The organism is Micrococcus sp. iso_229, from assembly GCF_058072725.1.
Genome location: NZ_CM176514.1, coordinates 2,105,795 through 2,123,807, shown reverse-complemented (window position 1 = coordinate 2,123,807; position 18,013 = coordinate 2,105,795). Strand labels below are relative to the sequence as shown.

Below are 18,013 nucleotides of genomic sequence, written 5' to 3'. Positions count from 1 at the left end.
GACCCGGGCGCTCCCTACGGTGGCCGCATGCCACCGCTCATCGGACCTCAGCAGATCGCCACGGCCCTGCGGGCCGTCGGACTCGACGACGACGCCGCCCGCCTGGTCGCGTGGGCCGACCCCGCCCGGCGCGAGCGGGAGGCCGCCGAGCAGGCCCTCGCCGACCTCGCCGTGGCCCAGACGCAGCTGCGCGCGGCGCTGGGCGGGCTGGTCAGCGCCGCCACGGACGTGCGCTCCGCGATCCAGACGGGATGGCGCGGGGAGGCCGCCGGTGCCTACGGGGAGGCCGTGCGACGGGCGGCGGCCCTGGCGGCGGAGCTCGAACGGGAGGCCGGCGAGTGGCTCGCCCTGCGGGCCACCGCCGAGCGGGACGCCGAGGACGCGCGCCGGAACGCGGAGGCCCGGCAGCGGGCGGCCGAGGAGACGGCGCTGGCCGTCCTGCGCTCGCTGGCGGTGGCGGCATGACCGGCGGGCGGGGTGCTGGCCCGGGGGCGGTGGCCTTCAGCACGCACGGCGGACCGGGCTCGATCTACGCGGAGGCCGAGGAGATGCGCGTCGTGGCCGGGCGGCACGAGCACGCCGCCGAAGAGGCGGCCGGAGCCTCGTGGCAGGTCGACGCGGCCGCCTTCGGGCTGGGCCGGTCGGCCACGTGGCTCGCCTCCGCCGCCCTGCTGCAGGACCGGCTGGCGGAGGCGGTCGGTCGCGTGCGGAGCCTGTCGGAGCAGTGCGCCGAGCTGCACCGCGACCTGCTCTCCGCGGCGGCCCGCTATGAGGAGGCCGAGCGCGCCGCGGCCGGCATCATGGCCGCCGAGGACGCCTCCCTGGAGGAGCTGCCCGGCCTGCTCTGGCGGGACGGCCATGACGGCCTCACCACCCGCGAGGCGGAGCGGCTCGTGCAGGACCTCGTCCAGGCGGTGCCCGAGGCCATCGTGTCCGCCGCGCTCGCGGCCGCCGGGTTCCCCCTGCTCGCGGCCCTGGCGCGGATCGACGTGAAGATGCTGACGAGGGCGCAGAAGCACGTGCTGAAGCGGCCCGTCTCCACCGCGGCGAAGAAGGGGACGGACGCCGCGTCGGACCTCACCGAGGCGCTGCGGGTCTCCCCGGACGAGGCGTGGACCGTGGCGGCGGACGCCCTGGCCCTCGCCGGCGCGGCGCCCCGGGGCGCGGTGACCCCGCACGGGGCGCCGCAGGACCGGCCGGCGGCGCCCGCCCGGCTGGACGGCTCGGCCGCGGGGCTGGCCTCTCTCATCCCGCGTGGGGAGGGGGACGGGGACCTCACGGTCACGGAGGTGGTGCAGGAGAACGGGAGCCGCGCCTGGGTGGTGGGCCTGCCGGGCACCCGCGGCGGCCTGATCCCGGATCCCGAGTCGACCGACCCGTGGGACGCCGGCGGACTGCTGGACGCCCTCGGCTCCGAGTCCGAGGTCACGGCCCCGGCGGTGCGGGCGGCGCTCGAGGCGGCCGGCGTCCCGCACGGCGCTCCGCTCGTCCTGGCCGGCTATTCGCAGGGCGGGGTGCACGCCGTGAACCTGGCCGGCCGGGAGGACTTCACGTCCGTGTACCCCGTGGCCGGCGTCATGACGATCGCGGCGCCGTCCGGCAACGCGGTGGAGACCGGGCGGGCCGCGGTGCTGGAGTTCTCCGCGGACGGGGACCTGGCCGTCGCCGCGGACGGGGCGCCCACCCCCGTCTCGTCGCGCCGGGCCGAGGTGGTCTTCCATCCGGCCGGCCACGGGTGGGATGCGCCCGGGGGCGGCTTCCGGACCGGCTCTCCGCTGGCGGTGAAGGGCGACCTGGACGCCGCCCACGACTTCGAGGGCCAGGTGGACCTGATCCGGCAGTTCGAGGCCGCCGAGCCCGCGGCCCGGGCGGAGGTCGCCGGGCTCTCCGCCGCGTTGGCCGGGCTGACCGTCGGCACCGTGGCCTCGAGTCGGGCGGTGCGCCTGCGCCGCACGCCGCCGGAGCGGGACCACCTGCCCCCGGGATCCCGGTGAGCGCCCCGGCGGCGGGGTGCCCGCCGCCTGCTCAGTTCGCGTCGAGCAGCACGCCCGCGAAGAACGTGTTCAGGCGGTCGACCTCGTCCAGGCCGAAGACGCCGGAGACGTACTGGTCCGGGCGGACCACGACGACGGCACCGTCACGGCTGATGCCGCGGGCCTCGAAGATGTCCTCGCCGTGCTGGGGCCGGCACGTGGCGAAGATGTTGTTCAGGTCGTGCAGGCCGAGGGAGCCGGTGGTCGGCCGGAAGATCGACGGCACGTCCGGGTGGGCGAACTCGGTCTGCTTCTGCTGGTACACGACCTTGATGTCGAAGCGGGCGTCCTCTGGCCCGTCCGACGGGGTGTGGCGGTTGCGGAAGGACCGCGGGTCCTCATCGATCGCCTTCGCCCACGCCGCGACCTTCGAATCCTCGGCGCGCGGGGAGGCGGCGTCGGCGAACACGTAGACGCGCCAGCGGCCGTCCGCGCGGTGCAGGTGGCCCAGGTGCTTGACGTTGGTGTCGCACGAGCGCTCCACCAGCGCCGACTTGAAGCGCTTGCCGATGGGGTAGCCCTGCGCCAGCGCCTGACCGGTGGCGTCCGTGGTGAGGAGGGAGGGCTGGTACTCCGTCATGAAGCCGGCCGGGAACTCGGCGGTCTTCGTGTAGAACTCGGCCACCTCGTTCGGGTCGCCCAGCTCGGAGGTGGGCGTGGCCATGAGCGTCGACCACTCCTTGTCGAAGTCGATCAGGTTCTTGGCGATCTCCTTGCGCTCCTCCGCGTAGGTCGGCACGAGCTCGACCGGGGCCAGCCCGGAGAGCACCTGGCCCAGCTTCCAGCCGAGGTTCCAGCCGTCCTGCATGGACACGTTCATGCCCTGGCCGGCCTTCGCGGAGTGGGTGTGGCAGGCGTCGCCGAGCAGGAACACGTTGGGGTGGGCCACGCGCTCGCGGTTGTCGAAGCCCGAGGTGAGGCGGTGGCCCACCTCGTACACCGAATGCCAGGCGACCTCCTTCACGTCCAGCGTGTAGGGGCGCAGGATCTGCTGGGCCCTGCGGATGATCTCCTCGAGCGGGGTCTGGCGCACCTTGTGGTCGTCGTCCGCCGGGACCTCGCCGAGGTCCACGTACATGCGGAACAGGTGGCCGCCCTCGCGGGGGATCAGGAGGATCGAGCCGCTGGACGAGTGGATCGCGCACTTGGTGCGGATGTCGGGGAAGTCCGTGTCGGCCAGCGCGTCCATGACGCCCCACGCGTGGTTCGCGGCGTCGCCGGTCAGGGTGTGGCCGATCGCCTTGCGGACGCGAGAGCCCGCGCCATCCGCGCCCACCACGTACTTGGCGCGCACCTGGCGGGTCGGGCCCGAGGCGGGGTCCTCGAGGGCGTTGCCCTCGGCGTCCACGGTGCGGCGCAGGGTCACGAGCACGGGGTGCTCGCCGTCGTTCGTGTCCTCGAGGGTCTCGAACGCCCAGCCGTAGTCCGGCCGCGCGCGGGTGGGGGAGTTCTTCATGTATTCGGCGAACCAGTCCAGGATGCGGGCCTGGTTCACGATCAGGTGCGGGAACTCGGAGACGCCCTCCGGGTCGTCCTCGGCCAGCGAGGTGCGCACGATCGTGTCCGCGTCGTCCTCGGCCGGGTTCCAGAACGCCATGGAGGTCAGGTCGAAGGCCTCGTCGATGATCTCGCTCGCGAAGCCGAAGGCCTGGAAGGTCTCCACGGAGCGGGCCTGGATGCCGTCCGCCTGGCCGATCTCGAGGCGGTGGGGGCGGCGCTCGATGATGCGGGTGTGGACGTCCGGGAACATCGCGAGCTGGGCGGCGGCGATCATGCCGGCCGGGCCGGAGCCGACGATCAGCACGTCCATCTCGTCCGGCAGCTCGGCGGGGCGGTCCAGGCCGATGCCGGCCGCCACCTGGACGCGCGGGTTCGTGGAGACATAGCCATGGTGGTGGAAGAGCATGGGGGTCCTTTCGCTGCGGGGGATGTCGCTGCGCGGCGCGCGTGCCACCCGACGGCGTGTTCTCTCAGAGAACACGGTGTTCCCCCTGGGAACACATGTGTGCCAGACTGTACGCGGACGTGACCGGGTTCACAACCGGTGCGCGGGCCGACCACGCCCCGGGCGCGTCACGTCCGGCACGCGAGGCGAGGAGCACGGATGGCAGAGCACGACGGCGGCCCGGTCCGGGAGGGCGCACCCTCCCAGACGCTCTCCCGCGCGCTCACCCTGCTCGAGACCGTCGTGGAGGCGGCCGAGCCGCCCACCATCGCCGACCTCGCCGACGGCCTGGGCGTCCATCGCTCGGTCGCCTACCGCATGCTGCGCACCTTCGAGGCCCACGGCCTGCTGCGCCGCGACGGCCTCGGCCGCGTCCACGCCGCCCCCGGCCTGGCCGTCCTCGCCCGCCGGGTGGAGCAGGATCTGCGCGCGGCGGCCATGCCGCACCTGACCGCCGTCTCCACGGACCTGGGCATGACCGCGTTCCTGGTGGTGTGGGACGGGGCCCACTGCCTCACCCTGGCCACGGCCGAGCCGCCCAGCGGCAACCTCGTCACGCAGCGGCCGGGGACCCGGCACCCCCTCGGGGTCGGTGCGCCGGGGATGGCGATCGCCGTCGCCCTGACCGGACAGGAGTGGGCGCGGCTGCCCGGCGAGGCCCCGCCCGAGCGACCCGAGCTCGACGACGTGCGGGAGCGCGGCTGGGCCGTCAGCTCCGACGAGGTCATCACCGGCGTCTCCTCGGTGGCCGTGCCGCTGCGGGTCCCGGGCCAGCTGCCCGCCGCCCTCGCCGTGGTCTACGCGACGCGGCCGGAGGACCCGGTGCGCCTCGGGGACCGGCTCGGTGAGGCGGCCCGGGCCGTCGCCGTCGCCTTCGGCGCAGACTGAACCCCGGGGCGCCGCGTCCGGGGCCCGTGCGGCGGATCACAGCGTCCGCGGCCCGCACTACCCTGGTGGCCATGACTGATGACGCACAGCAGACGCCCGCCGTGGTCGCGCCCCACAAGAAGGTCGGCATGCTGCCGCCGTACGCCGCCGGCAAGCCGCCGGTCGCCGTCCCGGGCCTGCACCCCTACAAGCTCTCCTCGAACGAGAACCCCTACGCGCCCGTGCCCGGCGTGATCGACCGGGTGCGTCAGGTCGTGACCGGCCCCGAGGGCGCGCCCAGCACCCTCTGCCGCTACCCGGACACCCTCTCCACCGGCCTGCGCCAGGCCCTGGCCGCGCACCTGGACGTCCCGGCGGACGACGTCGTGACGGGTGCCGGCTCCCTCGGCGCCCTGGCCCAGGTCGTCACCGCCTTCGCCGGCCACGGCGAGGCCGGCGAGGGCGACGAGGTGATCTTCGCGTGGCGCTCCTTCGAGGCCTACCCGATCGTGGTCCGCACCGCCGGTGCCGTGGACGTGCAGGTGCCGCTCACCGCGGACCACCGCCACGACCTGCCGGCCATGCTGGAGGCGATCACGGAGCGGACCCGCGTGATCCTGCTCTGCACCCCCAACAACCCGACCGGCCCCGTGCTCACGACCGCCGAGGTCGAGGACTTCCTGGCACGCGTGCCCGCGCACATCCTCGTGGTCATCGACGAGGCGTACGTGGAGTTCGTCCGCGACGAGGACGCGGTCAAGGGCCTGGAGATGTACCGCAAGCACGCGAACGTCGTCGTGCTGCGCACCTTCTCGAAGGCGCACGGCCTCGCCAACCTGCGCGTGGGCTACTCGGTCTCGCAGCCGGAGATCACGAAGGCCCTGCGCACCGTGGCCACCCCGTTCGCGGTGTCCACGGTGGCCGAGGAGGCCGCGATCGCCTCGCTCGAGCACCTGGACGAGGTCCTCGAGCGCGTGCAGATCGTCGTCGACGAGCGCGAGCGCGTCGCCGCCGCCCTGGCCGAGGCCGGCTGGGACCTGCCCTCCTCGCAGGCCAACTTCGTGTGGCTGCCGCTCGGCGAGCGCACCCAGGCGTTCGCCGAGGCCGCCCAGGCCCAGGCCCTGTCCGTCCGGGCGTTCGCGGGCGAGGGCGTGCGCGTGAGCATCGGCGAGAAGGAGGCCAACGACCGCTTCCTCGAGGTCGCGCGCGACTTCCTGACGTGAGCGGGCCGGCGTGGGCTCACCCCGGCGGCCCGATCACCCGCCACATCAGGCGGCGGTACAGCAGCGCGCACGCGGTGAGGACCAGCGCCCCGGCGAGCACCGGGGTGACCAGGTAGTGCCAGTCCGCGTTGCTCAGCATGACCGTCAGCGCGGTGGCGCCCGCGGGGGCGTGGATCACGCGGAGCCCGGCCATGACGGCCATGGCCAGGCCCATGCCGGCCGCGAGCGAGTACCAGGCCAGGGGCAGCACGGAGACCACGGCGATTCCGCATGCGGCCGAGACCACGTGCCCCACGAGCACGTTGGCGGGGTGGGAGTGCGGGCCGTGCGGCACGAGGAACACGAGCACGCAGGAGGAGCCGAAGGCGCCCACCAGCAGCGGCGCGGAGGCCAGGTCCTCGCCGAGGCTGAGGGTGGCGATGGTCAGTGCCCCCGCGATCGAGGCCGCGAGGACCACGTGCCAGGGCAGACGAGGGGCCAGCGGGCGACGCCACGGGTCCAGGAACCGCGGGCGACGCAGACCGGGCAGGCGGGTCATGCGCTCGTCTCATCTCCTCGTGACTCGGTCGCGGCCCGGGTCGGGCCCCTCCAGGGTAGGCCGCGGGCGGGGTCCGGGGGCGCCCGGGGGCGGAGAGGCCGGGACTGTGACGGCCGCTCAGCGGCGCAGCGCCACGAGGGCGTCCTCGGCGTGCCACTCGTGCCTCGGAGGAACGCCGGTTGACTTATCCCGGGTGCGGCGGCCTACGACCGGTGACAACTCAACCGACGACGTCGGCCCGCAGGCCGCCCCGCGCCGTGAACGACCAGCGGCACGGCACGGGCGAGGCCCTCGAGCGCGGTCGGAATGCGCCGAGGAATCTCCTTGACACCCCGTCGGGGGGAATGATGATTACCCTAATCACAGGGATGTGGGAGGAATCACAGAGGGTCAGGGGATCCTCTGGGTGCCACACAGCAAGGAGGCCATCGTGGCCCTGCTCAGGAAGACTGCGGCGTGGGGAGCCGCTGCGGTCGGTGCTGTGGCGACGGTGCAGTACGGGGCCCTGTCCGAGCCCATCAGTGGGAACGGACCGTGACGGGCAGGGGGCTGCGGACGCTCGGGCTGCTCGTCACCCGTGCCGTGCTGCTCGTGGCACTGTGCGGGCTGGCGCTGAGCCTCGTGGGCTCCCTGTCCGTCCACCATCGGCAGTACTTCGGAGCCGCGCAGTGCGGGCCGGCCGTCTGGGATGTCGGCATCGGAGGTGGCAGCGAGGTCTGGACCATGGCAGAGGCCGCCACGACCGGGCGGAACCTCACCCTGATGGCGAGCGGGGCGGACCCCGGCGTGCGCCATCTGGCCGGCCCCGCGGCCCCGTGTCTTGCGGGCGTCGACGTACCGACCTTGGAATCTCTGCGGGCAGCGCGAGGGTTTCTGCTGCGCGAGGGCAGCATTCTGGCCGACCGGGCCGCTCGGAGCGGGGAACTGGCCGGTCGGCCGGTGGCCCTCGCCTCCGCGGCGGACTGGCGAGGTCTCCCCGCAGACGGGGTGATCCAGCCGACCCCGGCGTTCGACAACTCCGCCTCCTACGTGGGCATCCTCGTGGGCGAGCCCGGTGATCTGGAGGGATTCCTCCAGACCCTGCGAGCGTCCGGGCTGGGAGCCGAGGCGACTCCAGCGCCCTCGGCACTGAACGCGGCCATCACGTCGCCGGTACTCGGCGTGACCGCGACGCTGACCGGCCTCACTCTGATCAGCGTCACGGCGTTCTGGGTCCTGACCATGCGTTCGACGGAGCGCGCCGCACTGCGAGTCCTCCGCCTGCTGGGGGTGCCCCCGCTTCGGGCCGCGGTGTCGCGCGCCAGGGTGAGCCTGGTGCCGTTCCTCGGCGCTGCGGGGATCTCGGCCGCGCTGTGGCAGGGGATGGTGCTGACCGGCGCGGTCACGGAACCGTCCCCGCTCGTCGCAAGTGGCGTGATCCTGGTCGTGCTGCTGGGTGATGCCGTGCTCGTGGCGGCGACCCATGTGGTCTCCCTCTGGATGCGAGCGCCCCGGTGAGCCTCCGGAGTCTCGGCGTGGCCTGGAGCGACGGGCTGCGCGACACCCTGAGGTTCTGGCCGTTGGTGCTGGTCGCCTTCGTCCACGCGGTCGCCTCGTGCTCGCTCTTGGGACTGTCCTTCCAGCAGGCGAGCGAGGCGCAGGAGATCGATCGGCACCTGCAGCGGTGGGAGCAGCTCGGTGCGGCCTCGTTGCGGGGCTTCTATCTCGCGGGGCCAGGGGATCTGGAAGGGCGCGGCAACGCCCCGGGCGAACCGCAGCAGGAGCCGCCCGAGCCCGACCTCTCTGCCGGCTCCAGGGCCGACTCCGCCGACGACGGTCGGCGTACGGCCGCGCTGTTGGCACTCCTGGCGGATCCGCACCGGACGGCGTACACGATGGACCCCTACGGGGACCGATTCGGCGACGACCTCCCCGGCGCCCTGCTGGTGACCGAGGACTTCTTCGCCGGGTCCGGTCTCGACGAGACGATGTCTCCGACGGGTCAGTCCCCGCATCGCGACGCCGGCGGCACTGCCGCTCCCTACGCGGTGCTGGGCAGCGACTCCTCGGCGAAGGACCCGTACGCGCTCACGGTCGGGGGCGTCCTGCCGCCGCCGACGCGTGTGCAGTTCCAGGAGGCGATGATCCCGGTGACCGGACGGCTGGCGCCGGGCGCCACCGCTCTGGATCCGATGATGGGATCGGTTCCGCTGGACGAAGCCGTCCTGGTGGTCGTCCCGACCTCGATGCTGGCGAGCCTGTACCCGCCAGACGCGCTGGAGGGCCTCCTGCTGCGCACCATCGTCCTGGGCCAGGATGCCGTCCCGGCACTGGATGCGGCAGGACGAGCCCTCGAAACGGACGCTCTGGTGGTCACCGCTGAGCCCTTGACCCCGCAGTCCTCCGCGCTCCTGCAGTCTCTGAGCGCCAGCTCCCGCACGCTGCTCGTCCTGTTCGGCGCGGCGGTGCTCGGCGCCGTCGTCTCCCTGTTCGGCGTTCTCGGCGTGCTCGCCCGGGCTCTCGCCCCCACCTGGCGGATCGCCGCGATGGTGGGTGCCGCCCGCTGGCAGGCCGCGGTGCGGATCACCGTTCCCGTGCTCTTCGCGTGGGTCCTGCCGGCCGCCGTCGGTCTCACCGCGGGCGCGTCCGCCCTGCCGGGGCCGCCGTCCCCCGGCCCGATGTCCACCGCGCTCATCGCCGTCATGGCGATCGGCGCCGTCGCCACCCTGTCCTCCTGGCGCGCACTCGCGGCGACCTTCGGTCGCCGCCCCCGCCGCCACCGGCCGACCAAGGAGACCGCATGACCCTCCTCGAGGTCCACGACGTGGACAAGACGTTCCTCTCCGGCGGGGAGGCGGTGCCCGTCCTCCGGGGGGCCTCTCTGCTGGTTCCGGCCGGTGAGATGCACGCCGTCACCGGGCCCTCCGGGTCCGGGAAATCCACCCTGTTGCGGATCCTCGCGTGCCTGGACTCCCCGGACTCGGGTCGCGTCCTGCTCGGGGGCGAACCTCTCCCGGAGCCGTGGAGCCAGGGCGGGGACCGGTATCGGAACCAGCGGTGCGGCATCGTCCTGCAGGACTTCGCCCTCATGGAGCACGCCACCGCACTGGAGAACGTGATGCTGCCCCTGCGCTACGGCCCGGACCGGGTCCCGCGTGGGGAGCAGCGACGCCGCGCGGGGGAGGCCCTCGAGCGGGTGGGGTTGGGAATGCGCACGGGTCACCGGGCCCGCACGCTCTCCGGCGGGGAGAAGCAGCGGGTGGCCGTCGCCCGGGCTCTCATCAACGAGCCGCCGCTGGTCCTGGCGGACGAACCGACGGGGGCGCTGGATCAGGACAGGACGCGGGACGTCGTCGACCTGCTGCGCGGAGCCGTGGGGCCTGAGCGGGCCGTGGTGGTCGTGACCCATGACCCGAGGGTGGCGGCCGCCTGCGATCGGCGCTGGCACCTCGTGGACGGGGAGCTGGCCCCACAGGACTGAGGCGGCGCGCACCCTCGTCGACTTCTCGTGGCGAGCAACGTCGGTTGACTTATCCCGGGTGCGGCGGCCTACGACCGGTGACAACTCAACCGACGACGTCGGCCCGCACCGTCACGCGCAGGTGCGGGCCGGCGTCGTCCCGGCGGGGTGCTCAGGCGGTGCGCAGCACCATGCCCGGGTGGAGCATGGTCGAGACCGTCATGCCGTTGAGGCGCTGCAGGCGCCCCATGGCGACGCCCGTGCGCTGGGCGATGAGCCACCAGCCGTCGTTCGCCTGGACCACGTACGTGGCGGGCGAGGGCGCCGGGGCGGAGGCGGTCTGGCCGGTCCGCAGCACCATCCCCGGGTGCAGCACGGTGGTCGCGGTCATGCCGTTGAGGCGCTGGAGGGTCTCCATCGTCACGCCGGTGCGGTGGGCGATGATCCACCAGCCGTCGCCCTCGCGGACCGTGTACGTGCCCGGGGCGGGGGCCGGGGTCGGGGCAGGCGCGGGCGGGGAGGCCGGCGCCGTGGCGGCCGTGATGAGCACCATCCCCGGGTGCAGGACGGTCGACGCCGTCATGCCGTTGAGCCTCTGGAGCTCCGCGGCGGACACGCCGGTTCGTCGGGCGATGATCCACCAGCCGTCGTTCGGCTGCACCGTGTAGGTGCCGGTGGTGATCGGGGTGGGCTCCGGGGCGGTCGGGTCGGCGACGGTGCGCAGCACCATGCCCGGGTGGAGCACGGTCGACTCGGTCATGCCGTTGAGCTCCTGGAGGGTGGCCGCGGGCACGCCGGTGCGGCGGGCGATGGTCCACCAGCCGTCGTTCGGCTGCACCGTGTACGTGCCGGCGGTCGACGGCTCGGTCGTCGGGGCCGGCGTCGGAGCCGGGGTGGCCGGTGCCGGCGGCTGGCCGGCCGCCGTCGCGATGGCCTCGGCGCGGTCCCGCAGGTCGTCGAAGCGGGCCATCAGGTGCTGCCCCGGGCACGCGGTCGCGGACGTGGCCCGGTGCGGGAAGATCGTGTCCACGGTGACGGGGGTGCCCGCGGCGTACTTCGTGCTGCCGCCCGAGGTCAGGGTGACCCGGCCCCGCACGTCGATGCCGTCGCGGTACAGGTAGTAGGCGGTGGCGCGGGCCATCGCGTCCACGACCTCCTCGGACGGGGCGACCACGTCGTAGTTGCCCATCGTGGAGACGCCCATCGTGCCCCGGTTGAACCCGCCCGCGTGCGTGCCCAGCGGGTTCGAGTCCAGGGCGCCGCGGCGGCCCTCGTAGATGTTGCCGAAGCGGTCCGTGATCAGGTGGTACGGGAAGTCGCCCCAGTCGAGGGTCTTCGTGTAGTACGCGTAGATGCCGCGCATCTGCTCCACGGCCTGGGCGCGCGAGTAGTCGTTCGTGCCGGCCGTGTGGTGGATGGTCAGCGCGCGCACCTGGTCGAACTGCGGGGAGTCCTCCGCCCAGGACTCGTCCGCGCCCCACTGGGCGCGGGTGATGACGTCCGGGAGGATCTTCGCGCGGGCGTCCGAGACCGTGGCCACGGTGTGGCCCTCGGCGGGTGCGGCGCCCCCGACGACGGCGCTCGACTTCACGCCCCGGGGCAGGCCGGCCGTCTCCGCGGCCTGCCCGGCGGTCACCGCCGGGTGAGCGCTCGCGACGGTCTCGTCCGTGGCGGCCGTGCCCGGGTCGATGAGGGACAGCTCGAGGCCGGCCGGGGCCGCGCCGTCGACGGTGGTCACGCGCAGCTGGGCGCCGTCCGCGCCGAACGCGACGAACGGGTCCGTGCCGGTGCGCGCGGGGGCGGCGTCCTCGGGCAGGACGGGCCGATCCAGGACCTGCCACGGGCCCCAGGCCCCGTCCTGACGCACGCGGATCTCCACGCGCTTCACGGCGTCGTCCGCCGCGGCGTCCCACACGGCGGCGGCCACCGTGAACGGGCGGTCCACCACGGGCTCGCCGAGCACGACGCCGGCCGGGGCCTCCTCGGCCGGGACGAGGTTCTCGCCCTCCTGCGGGACGGTCGCGACGCCGGCGCCCTCGACGGGAGCGGCCGACGCGGGGGTCGCGGCCGTGCCGGCGGTCGTGGCGCGGGCGGCGTCGTCGAGCGGGCGCGCGTCGGGGGCGCCCTCCGTGGTCGCGGACGGCGGCTGCGGGAGCAGGCCGCCGACGAGGACGGAGAGCGCGGCGACCGCGACGGCGGGCGCGAGCGGGCGGGGGGACGCGGCGGAGCGCGGCGGGAGAATCTTCATGCGGATGCCTTCGGAAGGTGGAGTGCCCGAGGAACGACAGGCGCGGGCCGTGTCGCTTTCCCGGGTCGGTGGCGTGGTGCGGGCGGGATGAGGGCCGGAGAGCCGTCGTGATCGTAGCGTGATCGACCATTCCCGGGAACATTTTTCGAAGGCTTGTCGGGTGATTTCACGCCCCCGTGATGTCCGGTTCACCCATTCACAGGTGGGCGCGGTGTGGCACCGGGGCGGAGCACAGCGGAGGGGTGTCGGGTCCGCGCCGGGGGATACGGTGACGGGAGACCACCACGGGCCGCCCGGCCCGGGAACCAGAGGAGGCAGACCATGGCGGAGCCGATCCACATCGGCGCGGCGGCGGACGTCCCGGAGGGCGAGGCGATCGTCGTCCCGGCGGCGACGGCGGGGACGAGGGACGACGTCGCGGTGTTCCACACGGACGCGGGCGAGTTCCACGCGATCGACGACACGTGCACCCACGAGGACGCCTCGCTGGCCGAGGGCTGGCTCGAGGACGACCGCGTGGAGTGCCCGCTGCACGCCGCGCAGTTCTGCCTGCGCACCGGCGAGGCGCTCTGCCTGCCCGCCACCAAGGGCGTCGGCGTGCACCGCGTCGAGGAGCGCGAGGGCCAGCTCTACCTCGTCCCCGGCGCATGAGCCACGACGTCGAGGCCCCGGCGGGCGTGCCCGGCTCGGTCGCGGTGGTGGGCGGCGGCGTCGCGGGCTTCGCCGTGGTCCGCGAGCTGCGGCGCCGCGGTTTCGCGGGCGGGATCGCCCTCGTGGACCCGCAGGGCGTGCCCTATGACCGGCCGCCTCTGAGCAAGGAGTTCCTGACCGGCGACGCGGACGCGCACCGCCTGCTGCTCGCCCCGCCGGCATGGTTCACCGAGCACGGGGTGGAGCTGGTGGAGGACGAGGCGGTCCGGGTGGTGCCGGGCGGCGTCCACCCCGACGGCGGCCCCGCACCCCACCGGGTGGAGACGGCCTCCGGGCGGGTCCTGGACGCGGACGCGGTCGTGCTCGCCACGGGCGGGCGACCCCGGGCCCTCGACGTCGCCGGCGCCGACCACCCGGACCTGGTCACCCTGCGCACCCGCGCCGACTCCGAGACCCTGCGCGACCGCCTGACGTTCGGGACCGAGGTGGCGGTCGTGGGCGGCGGCTTCACCGGGGCGGAGGTCGCGGCCGCGGCGCGTCGCTCGCTCGCCGCGGTGACGCTCGTGACCGGGACGGACGCCCCGGCCCGCGCAGCCGTCGGGCCGGCGCTGGCCACCCGCCTGCACCGGATGCACGTCGAGCACGGGGTCGCGGTCGAGGTCGGCCGGGCGGCCTGGATCGAGCACCGGGACGCCGACGGCGGCGCCGCGCTGCCGGCCGCCCACCGGCTCCACCTCCACGACGGGCGGTCCGCGGACGCCGACGTCGTGGTGCTGGCCGGGGGCACCGTGCCGGACACCGCCCTCGCCGAGGACGCCGGTCTGGAGGTGGCCGACGGCGTGCTCACGGACGCGATGGGCCGCACGACCGTGCCCGGGATCCTGGCCGTGGGCGACGCCGCGCGCGCCCGGGAGTCCGCGTGGGCCCCGTCGCGGCACTGGGAGCCGGCCCTGCGTTCCGGTGCGGCCGCCGCGGCGGCGCTCCTGGGGGAACAGGCGGACGCCCCGGGCGCCCCGTGGTTCTGGTCCGACCGCTACGACGCCCACGTGGAGGCCGTGGGGGACATGACGGTGCCGGCCGGCGGGCGGATCGTGGACCGCGAGGTGCGCGGCGTCGTGGTGGCGAGCTTCGCCCTGGCCGCGGACGGGACCCTGCGCGGGGCCGCGTCGATCGACGACCCCATGGCCGTCAAGGCTGCCCGACGCATCATCGACCGGGGGATCGTGGTGGACGCCGCCGCGCTCGCGGACCCGGCCGTGCCGGTGAAGTCGCTGGCGCGGGGGTGAGGGCGCCCGTTTCGTCGACGAAAGTGGCCTGGAAAGCGCCCGTTTCGTCAACGGAAGCGGTCAGGTGCCGCAGTAGGTGACGAACGGGGCCCCGTCCGCCGGACCCGGCTCCGCGTACCGCTCGAACCCGGGGCGCGGGGTGAAGGGGTCCGTGACGGCCTCGAGCAGCCGGTGGACCGGGGCGAGGTCCCCGTCCTCCGCGGCCGTCAGGGCCTCGTCGAGCAGGTGGTTCCGCGGGATGTAGACGGGGTTCACCGCGCGCATCCGGGCCGGATCGGGACCCATCGCCCGCCAGTCCGTGAGCCAGGCGGCGAGCCCCGCGGGGTCCGGGGCGCCGGGGACGAGTCGTGCCGCTTCGGTGCGCGCCGCGTCGTCGTCCACGGGCGCCGCCGTGTGCTCGGCCAGCCGCACCCAGAACGAGGTCCAGTCGGCCCGCGTCGCGGCCAGCCACGGGAACAGGCGGTCGGTGAGCGCGGCGACGTCGTCCTCCGCCACCGACGCCGGGAGGCCGAGCTTGTCCCGCAGTCCGCCCCGCCACGCCGCGAGATGGACGCCGTGGAACCTGCCCAGCGCCTCCTGGGCGAGCGCGACGGCGCGGTCGGGGTCGTCGTCGAGCACGGGCACGAGGGCCTCGCCGAGCCGGGCGAGGTTCCACGCCGCGACGGGCCCCTGATTCCCGTACGCGTACCGGCCCTGGGCGTCGATCGAGGAGAAGCTCGCGGCCGGGTCGAAGGCGTCGATGAACGCGCAGGGGCCGTAGTCGATGGTCTCGCCGGACAGGGTCATGTTGTCCGTGTTCATCACACCGTGCACGAAGCCGACGAGCATCCAGCGGGAGACGAGCTCGGCCTGCGCGGCGATCACCGCCTCGTAGAGCGCGAGCGCGGGGTGCTCGGCGTCGGCGGCGTGCGGGTGGTGGCGGGCGATGGCCTCGTCGACGATCCGGCGCAGCACGTCCGTGGGGTCCGCCCGCTCGGGGAGGGCCGCGGCGTACTGGGCCGTGCCGACGCGCAGGTGAGACGCGGCCGTCCGGGCCAGGACCGCGCCCGGCAGCACGGTCTCGCGGCGGACCGGGTGGCCCGTGGCGACGACGGCGAGCGCCCGCGTGGTCGGCACGCCGAGGGCGTGCATCGCCTCGGAGACCACGTACTCGCGGAGCATGGGGCCGAGCACGGCCTGCCCGTCGGCGTTGCCGCGCGCGAAGGGCGTGCGACCGGAGCCCTTGAGATGCAGGTCGTGGAGCCGGCCGTCCGGGGACGTGAGCTCGCCGAGGAGGAGGGCGCGCCCGTCGCCCAGGCGGGGGGAGTAGTGGCCGAACTGGTGGCCCGCGTACGCCTGCGCGACCGGCCGCGCGTCCGGGCCGGGCTGCTCGCCGGTGAGGAAGCGGACGCCGTCGTCGGTGGCGAGCCACTCGGCGTCGAGGCCGAGCTCCGCCGCGAGGCCGGCGTTGAGCAGGACGAGCTGCGGGCCGTCCGTGGCCTGGGCCTGCCAGGGCAGGACGAGCTCGGGGAAGGTGTCGGCGAAATACGAGCTCAGGGTGGGGGCGGACGTGGTCATGGGGCCACGCTACGTGGGGGAGGCCGGGTGTTCACGGGCCGACTCCCACTGGGCCCGTCCTTTCGAGGCGGGAAATCGACCCCATGGGCGTGGACCAGAGCGCTATGGCCTGGATTTCCCGCCTCGAAACGAGGGGCCGTGGATCTCACCGCGTCACCCCCCGAACTCGGCCGCCCGGCGCCGCACCCGCGCGACGACGTCGGCGTAGTCGTCCCGGGCGTCGGCCCACATGACCTTGATCGAGAGCCAGTCGTGGTCGGCGCACCAGCGGTCGCGCCGCACGTCCCGGGCCTGCTGCTCGGCGGTGCGGTGGTGCTCGCCCTCGTACTGCAACGCGAGGCGCCACGGCTGATACCCGAGGTCGACCGTCGGAGCGCGGCGGTCTGACGGGTCCAGCCGGCACTGCACCTCGGGCTCCGGCAGCCCGGCATCGCCGAGCGCCAGCCGCAGACGCGTCTCGCGCGGCGAATCCGCCCCCACGCGCATCCTCGCCAGCGCCGCCCGGGCCAGTCCGCGCCCCTGGAAGCGTCCCCGTTCGGCCAGCGATCGGACGAGCTCCTCCGGGGCGTAGGCGGGAGCCCCGCGTCCGCCGCCGGGCAGCCACGGCGGGCAGAGCAGGGCGTCACCGGCGACGACGACGTCCCGCTCCGTGAGCGCCGACCGTGCCGCGCACAGGTCCCACAGTGTGCGGGCCGGCGTCGTCACGAGCACGCCGCCCCGCGTCATCCGCTGTCCCTCCGGCACCTCGATGCGGTGGGGCACCAGACCCGCCTGGACCGGCCGGCCGCCCGAGGTGCCGACGCTGACGTGCACCGCACCGGGGGCCAGCAGCCGTGCGGGCACGGTCAGGCCGTGCAGGCGGGCGGCGGTCTCATGGCTGACGACGACGTCGGGATGGCGCCGCTGGTACGCGCGGATCTCATCCATCGTCCACTCACGCACGGAGACCGCCGCAGGGCCGGCCGGCCCGTAGATGCCGTGGCGCAGCCGCCGCAGGTCTGCGGACTGCAGTCGGGACCACGTCACACCCGCCCGGTGCGCGTCGTCGACCGTGAAGGCGGCGGGGTCGATCGACGGCGGCAGCGGGGCGGGGCGACGGGGCATGCGGCGAGCGTGCCCCGTCGGTCGGCATCCCGAGACGGATGAGTGTGGGCCTGGGGACGCACGAGGGGGTCCAGTGTGGTTGTGCAGGAGGCGGCGACGTCCTCCGGAACGCCGGCCCCGAGCCAATCGAGGCGGGAAATCCACGCCATGGGCCACGATCGGACGTCCATGGGGTGGATTTCGCGCCCCGAAGTGAGGGGATGACCAGATCAGTACGACGCGCGGGGCGCGCCCTCCCCGCCGGCCGCGGCGTCGCTCGGCGTCGGGCACCAGCGGTCGGCGAGGGCCTCGGCGGCGCGGGCCAGCAGGGCGACGTCGGCGCCCACGTTGACGTAGTCCGCACCGGCGGCGGCATAGGCGTCGGCCTGCGCGGGCACGAACGCGTTGACGCCCACGATCTTCCCGGCGGCCTTGACCTTCGCGATGACCTCCTCGACCGCGGCCACCACCTCCGGGTGCGACTGCTGGCCGAGCAGGCCCAGGGACGCGGAGAGGTCTGAGGGGCCGATGAAGACGCCGTCGATCCCGTCCACCGCCGCGATCTCATCCGCGTTGCGCACGCCGGCGGCCGTCTCGATCTGCACGATCACGGAGACGTGGTCCGCCGCGCCGGGCAGGTAGCCGGGGATCCGGTTCCAGCGGCCCGATCGTGCCAGAGCGGAGCCCACGCCGCGCACCCCGCCCTCGGCGGAGCCGTCCGGGTAGTGGGCGGCGGCCACGGCGCTGCGGGCCATCGCGGCGTCGTCGACCATGGGCACCAGCAGCGTCTGGGCGCCCAGGTCCAGGAACTGCTTGATGGCCACGGTGTCCAGCGCCGGCACACGCACCAGGGTGGGCACACGGTAGCCGGCGATCGTGCGCAGCTGGGCGAGGACGTCCTGCAGGGTCAGCGGGGCATGCTCGGCGTCGATGAGCAGGTAGTCGAGGCCCGCGCCGGCGCAGATCTCCGCCGTCGTCGGGTCGCCGGAGGAGAGGAACATGCCGGCGGCGGGGCGGCCCCCACGGGCGGTGACGGCCTCGGGCGTGAAGAGGTCGCGGAACAGCGGCTGCGGGTTGTGGCGGACGGGCATGGGACGTTCCTCCGGGGTTCTCCGCGCCCTCCACCCGACGGGGGTTGAGTTG

Annotated in this window: 15 protein-coding genes; 9 read left to right on the top strand and 6 right to left on the bottom strand. The window is 74.7% G+C overall.

All coding sequences use genetic code 11. The annotated features are described in order from the left end of the window. Positions 1 to 27: 27 nt before the first annotated feature. Positions 28 to 465 (top strand): hypothetical protein, encoded by a 438-nt coding sequence (locus AC3RKA_RS09810; RefSeq protein ID WP_049159396.1) that lies wholly within the window; start codon positions 28 to 30, stop codon positions 463 to 465. 29 nt (positions 466 to 494) lie between these two features. Next, the gene (locus AC3RKA_RS09805) at positions 495 to 1,994 is read left to right on the top strand and encodes a hypothetical protein (RefSeq protein ID WP_240008935.1); all 1,500 of its coding nucleotides are present in this window, start codon (positions 495 to 497) and stop codon (positions 1,992 to 1,994) included. A gap of 31 nt (positions 1,995 to 2,025) precedes the next feature. Here AC3RKA_RS09805 and AC3RKA_RS09800 read toward each other — a convergent pair whose 3' ends face one another. Next, positions 2,026 to 3,939 carry an FAD-binding monooxygenase gene (locus tag AC3RKA_RS09800; protein ID WP_185194505.1) on the bottom strand — a complete coding sequence of 638 codons (1,914 nt, stop codon included), beginning with the start codon at positions 3,937 to 3,939 and terminating at the stop codon, positions 2,026 to 2,028. Positions 3,940 to 4,137: 198 nt separating this feature from the next. On the opposite strand from AC3RKA_RS09800, the gene AC3RKA_RS09795 reads away from it, so the two are divergent. After that, complete coding sequence (locus AC3RKA_RS09795) at positions 4,138 to 4,866, top strand: IclR family transcriptional regulator (RefSeq protein WP_002857870.1); 729 nt, start codon at positions 4,138 to 4,140, stop codon at positions 4,864 to 4,866. Between the two features lie 71 nt (positions 4,867 to 4,937). Continuing rightward, positions 4,938 to 6,068: a histidinol-phosphate transaminase gene (locus AC3RKA_RS09790; RefSeq protein WP_174232833.1), complete on the top strand. Its 1,131-nt coding sequence runs from the start codon at positions 4,938 to 4,940 to the stop codon at positions 6,066 to 6,068. A 16-nt stretch (positions 6,069 to 6,084) separates the two neighbouring features. Here AC3RKA_RS09790 and AC3RKA_RS09785 read toward each other — a convergent pair whose 3' ends face one another. Further along, complete coding sequence (locus AC3RKA_RS09785) at positions 6,085 to 6,606, bottom strand: HPP family protein (RefSeq protein WP_049160579.1); 522 nt, start codon at positions 6,604 to 6,606, stop codon at positions 6,085 to 6,087. Positions 6,607 to 7,140: 534 nt separating this feature from the next. On the opposite strand from AC3RKA_RS09785, the gene AC3RKA_RS09780 reads away from it, so the two are divergent. The 3 genes from AC3RKA_RS09780 to AC3RKA_RS09770 are packed head-to-tail and all read left to right on the top strand — an operon-like array spanning position 7,141 to position 10,066. After that, positions 7,141 to 8,103 (top strand): hypothetical protein, encoded by a 963-nt coding sequence (locus tag AC3RKA_RS09780; RefSeq protein ID WP_336265135.1) that lies wholly within the window; start codon positions 7,141 to 7,143, stop codon positions 8,101 to 8,103. Positions 8,104 to 8,120: 17 nt separating this feature from the next. After that, complete coding sequence (locus tag AC3RKA_RS09775) at positions 8,121 to 9,389, top strand: hypothetical protein (RefSeq protein ID WP_489727190.1); 1,269 nt, start codon at positions 8,121 to 8,123, stop codon at positions 9,387 to 9,389. After that, positions 9,386 to 10,066: an ABC transporter ATP-binding protein gene (locus AC3RKA_RS09770; RefSeq protein ID WP_336265137.1), complete on the top strand. Its 681-nt coding sequence runs from the start codon at positions 9,386 to 9,388 to the stop codon at positions 10,064 to 10,066. The genes AC3RKA_RS09775 and AC3RKA_RS09770 overlap by 4 nt, the downstream gene beginning before the upstream one ends. 151 nt (positions 10,067 to 10,217) lie before the next feature. On the opposite strand, the gene AC3RKA_RS09765 is transcribed toward AC3RKA_RS09770, so the two are convergent. Continuing rightward, complete coding sequence (locus AC3RKA_RS09765) at positions 10,218 to 12,293, bottom strand: LysM peptidoglycan-binding domain-containing protein (protein ID WP_489727189.1); 2,076 nt, start codon at positions 12,291 to 12,293, stop codon at positions 10,218 to 10,220. A gap of 321 nt (positions 12,294 to 12,614) precedes the next feature. Here AC3RKA_RS09765 and AC3RKA_RS09760 point away from each other — a divergent pair, with 321 nt between their 5' ends. Together AC3RKA_RS09760 and AC3RKA_RS09755 are read left to right on the top strand one after the other, a co-directional pair. Continuing rightward, positions 12,615 to 12,944, top strand: a complete 330-nt coding sequence (locus AC3RKA_RS09760; protein ID WP_002857882.1) for a bifunctional 3-phenylpropionate/cinnamic acid dioxygenase ferredoxin subunit — start codon at positions 12,615 to 12,617, stop codon at positions 12,942 to 12,944. Beyond that, positions 12,941 to 14,230 (top strand): NAD(P)/FAD-dependent oxidoreductase, encoded by a 1,290-nt coding sequence (locus AC3RKA_RS09755; RefSeq protein WP_489727188.1) that lies wholly within the window; start codon positions 12,941 to 12,943, stop codon positions 14,228 to 14,230. Before AC3RKA_RS09760 ends, AC3RKA_RS09755 begins: the two co-directional genes overlap by 4 nt. A gap of 60 nt (positions 14,231 to 14,290) precedes the next feature. Here AC3RKA_RS09755 and AC3RKA_RS09750 read toward each other — a convergent pair whose 3' ends face one another. The 3 genes from AC3RKA_RS09750 to AC3RKA_RS09740 form a co-directional block, all read right to left on the bottom strand. Continuing rightward, on the bottom strand, positions 14,291 to 15,787 hold the full coding sequence (locus tag AC3RKA_RS09750; protein ID WP_489727187.1) for a protein adenylyltransferase SelO: 1,497 nt from the start codon (positions 15,785 to 15,787) through the stop codon (positions 14,291 to 14,293). 153 nt (positions 15,788 to 15,940) lie between these two features. Continuing rightward, entirely contained in the window at positions 15,941 to 16,891 is a 951-nt protein-coding gene (locus AC3RKA_RS09745) for a hypothetical protein (protein ID WP_002857887.1), read from the bottom strand. 209 nt (positions 16,892 to 17,100) lie between these two features. Then, on the bottom strand, positions 17,101 to 17,961 hold the full coding sequence (locus AC3RKA_RS09740; RefSeq protein WP_002857893.1) for an HpcH/HpaI aldolase family protein: 861 nt from the start codon (positions 17,959 to 17,961) through the stop codon (positions 17,101 to 17,103). Positions 17,962 to 18,013 lie beyond the last annotated feature (52 nt).

Bases quoted from the DNA above. Each gene is read 5' to 3' on its own strand.
- AC3RKA_RS09795 (WP_002857870.1), top strand. From the start codon at position 4,138: ATGGCAGAGCACGACGGCGGCCCGGTCCGGGAGGGCGCACCCTCCCAG.
- AC3RKA_RS09740 (WP_002857893.1), bottom strand. From the start codon at position 17,961: ATGCCCGTCCGCCACAACCCGCAGCCGCTGTTCCGCGACCTCTTCACG.
- AC3RKA_RS09750 (WP_489727187.1), bottom strand. From the start codon at position 15,787: ATGACCACGTCCGCCCCCACCCTGAGCTCGTATTTCGCCGACACCTTC.
- AC3RKA_RS09800 (WP_185194505.1), bottom strand. From the start codon at position 3,939: ATGCTCTTCCACCACCATGGCTATGTCTCCACGAACCCGCGCGTCCAG.
- AC3RKA_RS09755 (WP_489727188.1), top strand. From the start codon at position 12,941: ATGAGCCACGACGTCGAGGCCCCGGCGGGCGTGCCCGGCTCGGTCGCG.
- AC3RKA_RS09770 (WP_336265137.1), top strand. From the start codon at position 9,386: ATGACCCTCCTCGAGGTCCACGACGTGGACAAGACGTTCCTCTCCGGC.
- AC3RKA_RS09745 (WP_002857887.1), bottom strand. From the start codon at position 16,891: ATGCCCCGTCGCCCCGCCCCGCTGCCGCCGTCGATCGACCCCGCCGCC.
- AC3RKA_RS09790 (WP_174232833.1), top strand. From the start codon at position 4,938: ATGACTGATGACGCACAGCAGACGCCCGCCGTGGTCGCGCCCCACAAG.
- AC3RKA_RS09760 (WP_002857882.1), top strand. From the start codon at position 12,615: ATGGCGGAGCCGATCCACATCGGCGCGGCGGCGGACGTCCCGGAGGGC.
- AC3RKA_RS09785 (WP_049160579.1), bottom strand. From the start codon at position 6,606: ATGACCCGCCTGCCCGGTCTGCGTCGCCCGCGGTTCCTGGACCCGTGG.
- AC3RKA_RS09810 (WP_049159396.1), top strand. From the start codon at position 28: ATGCCACCGCTCATCGGACCTCAGCAGATCGCCACGGCCCTGCGGGCC.
- AC3RKA_RS09765 (WP_489727189.1), bottom strand. From the start codon at position 12,293: ATGAAGATTCTCCCGCCGCGCTCCGCCGCGTCCCCCCGCCCGCTCGCG.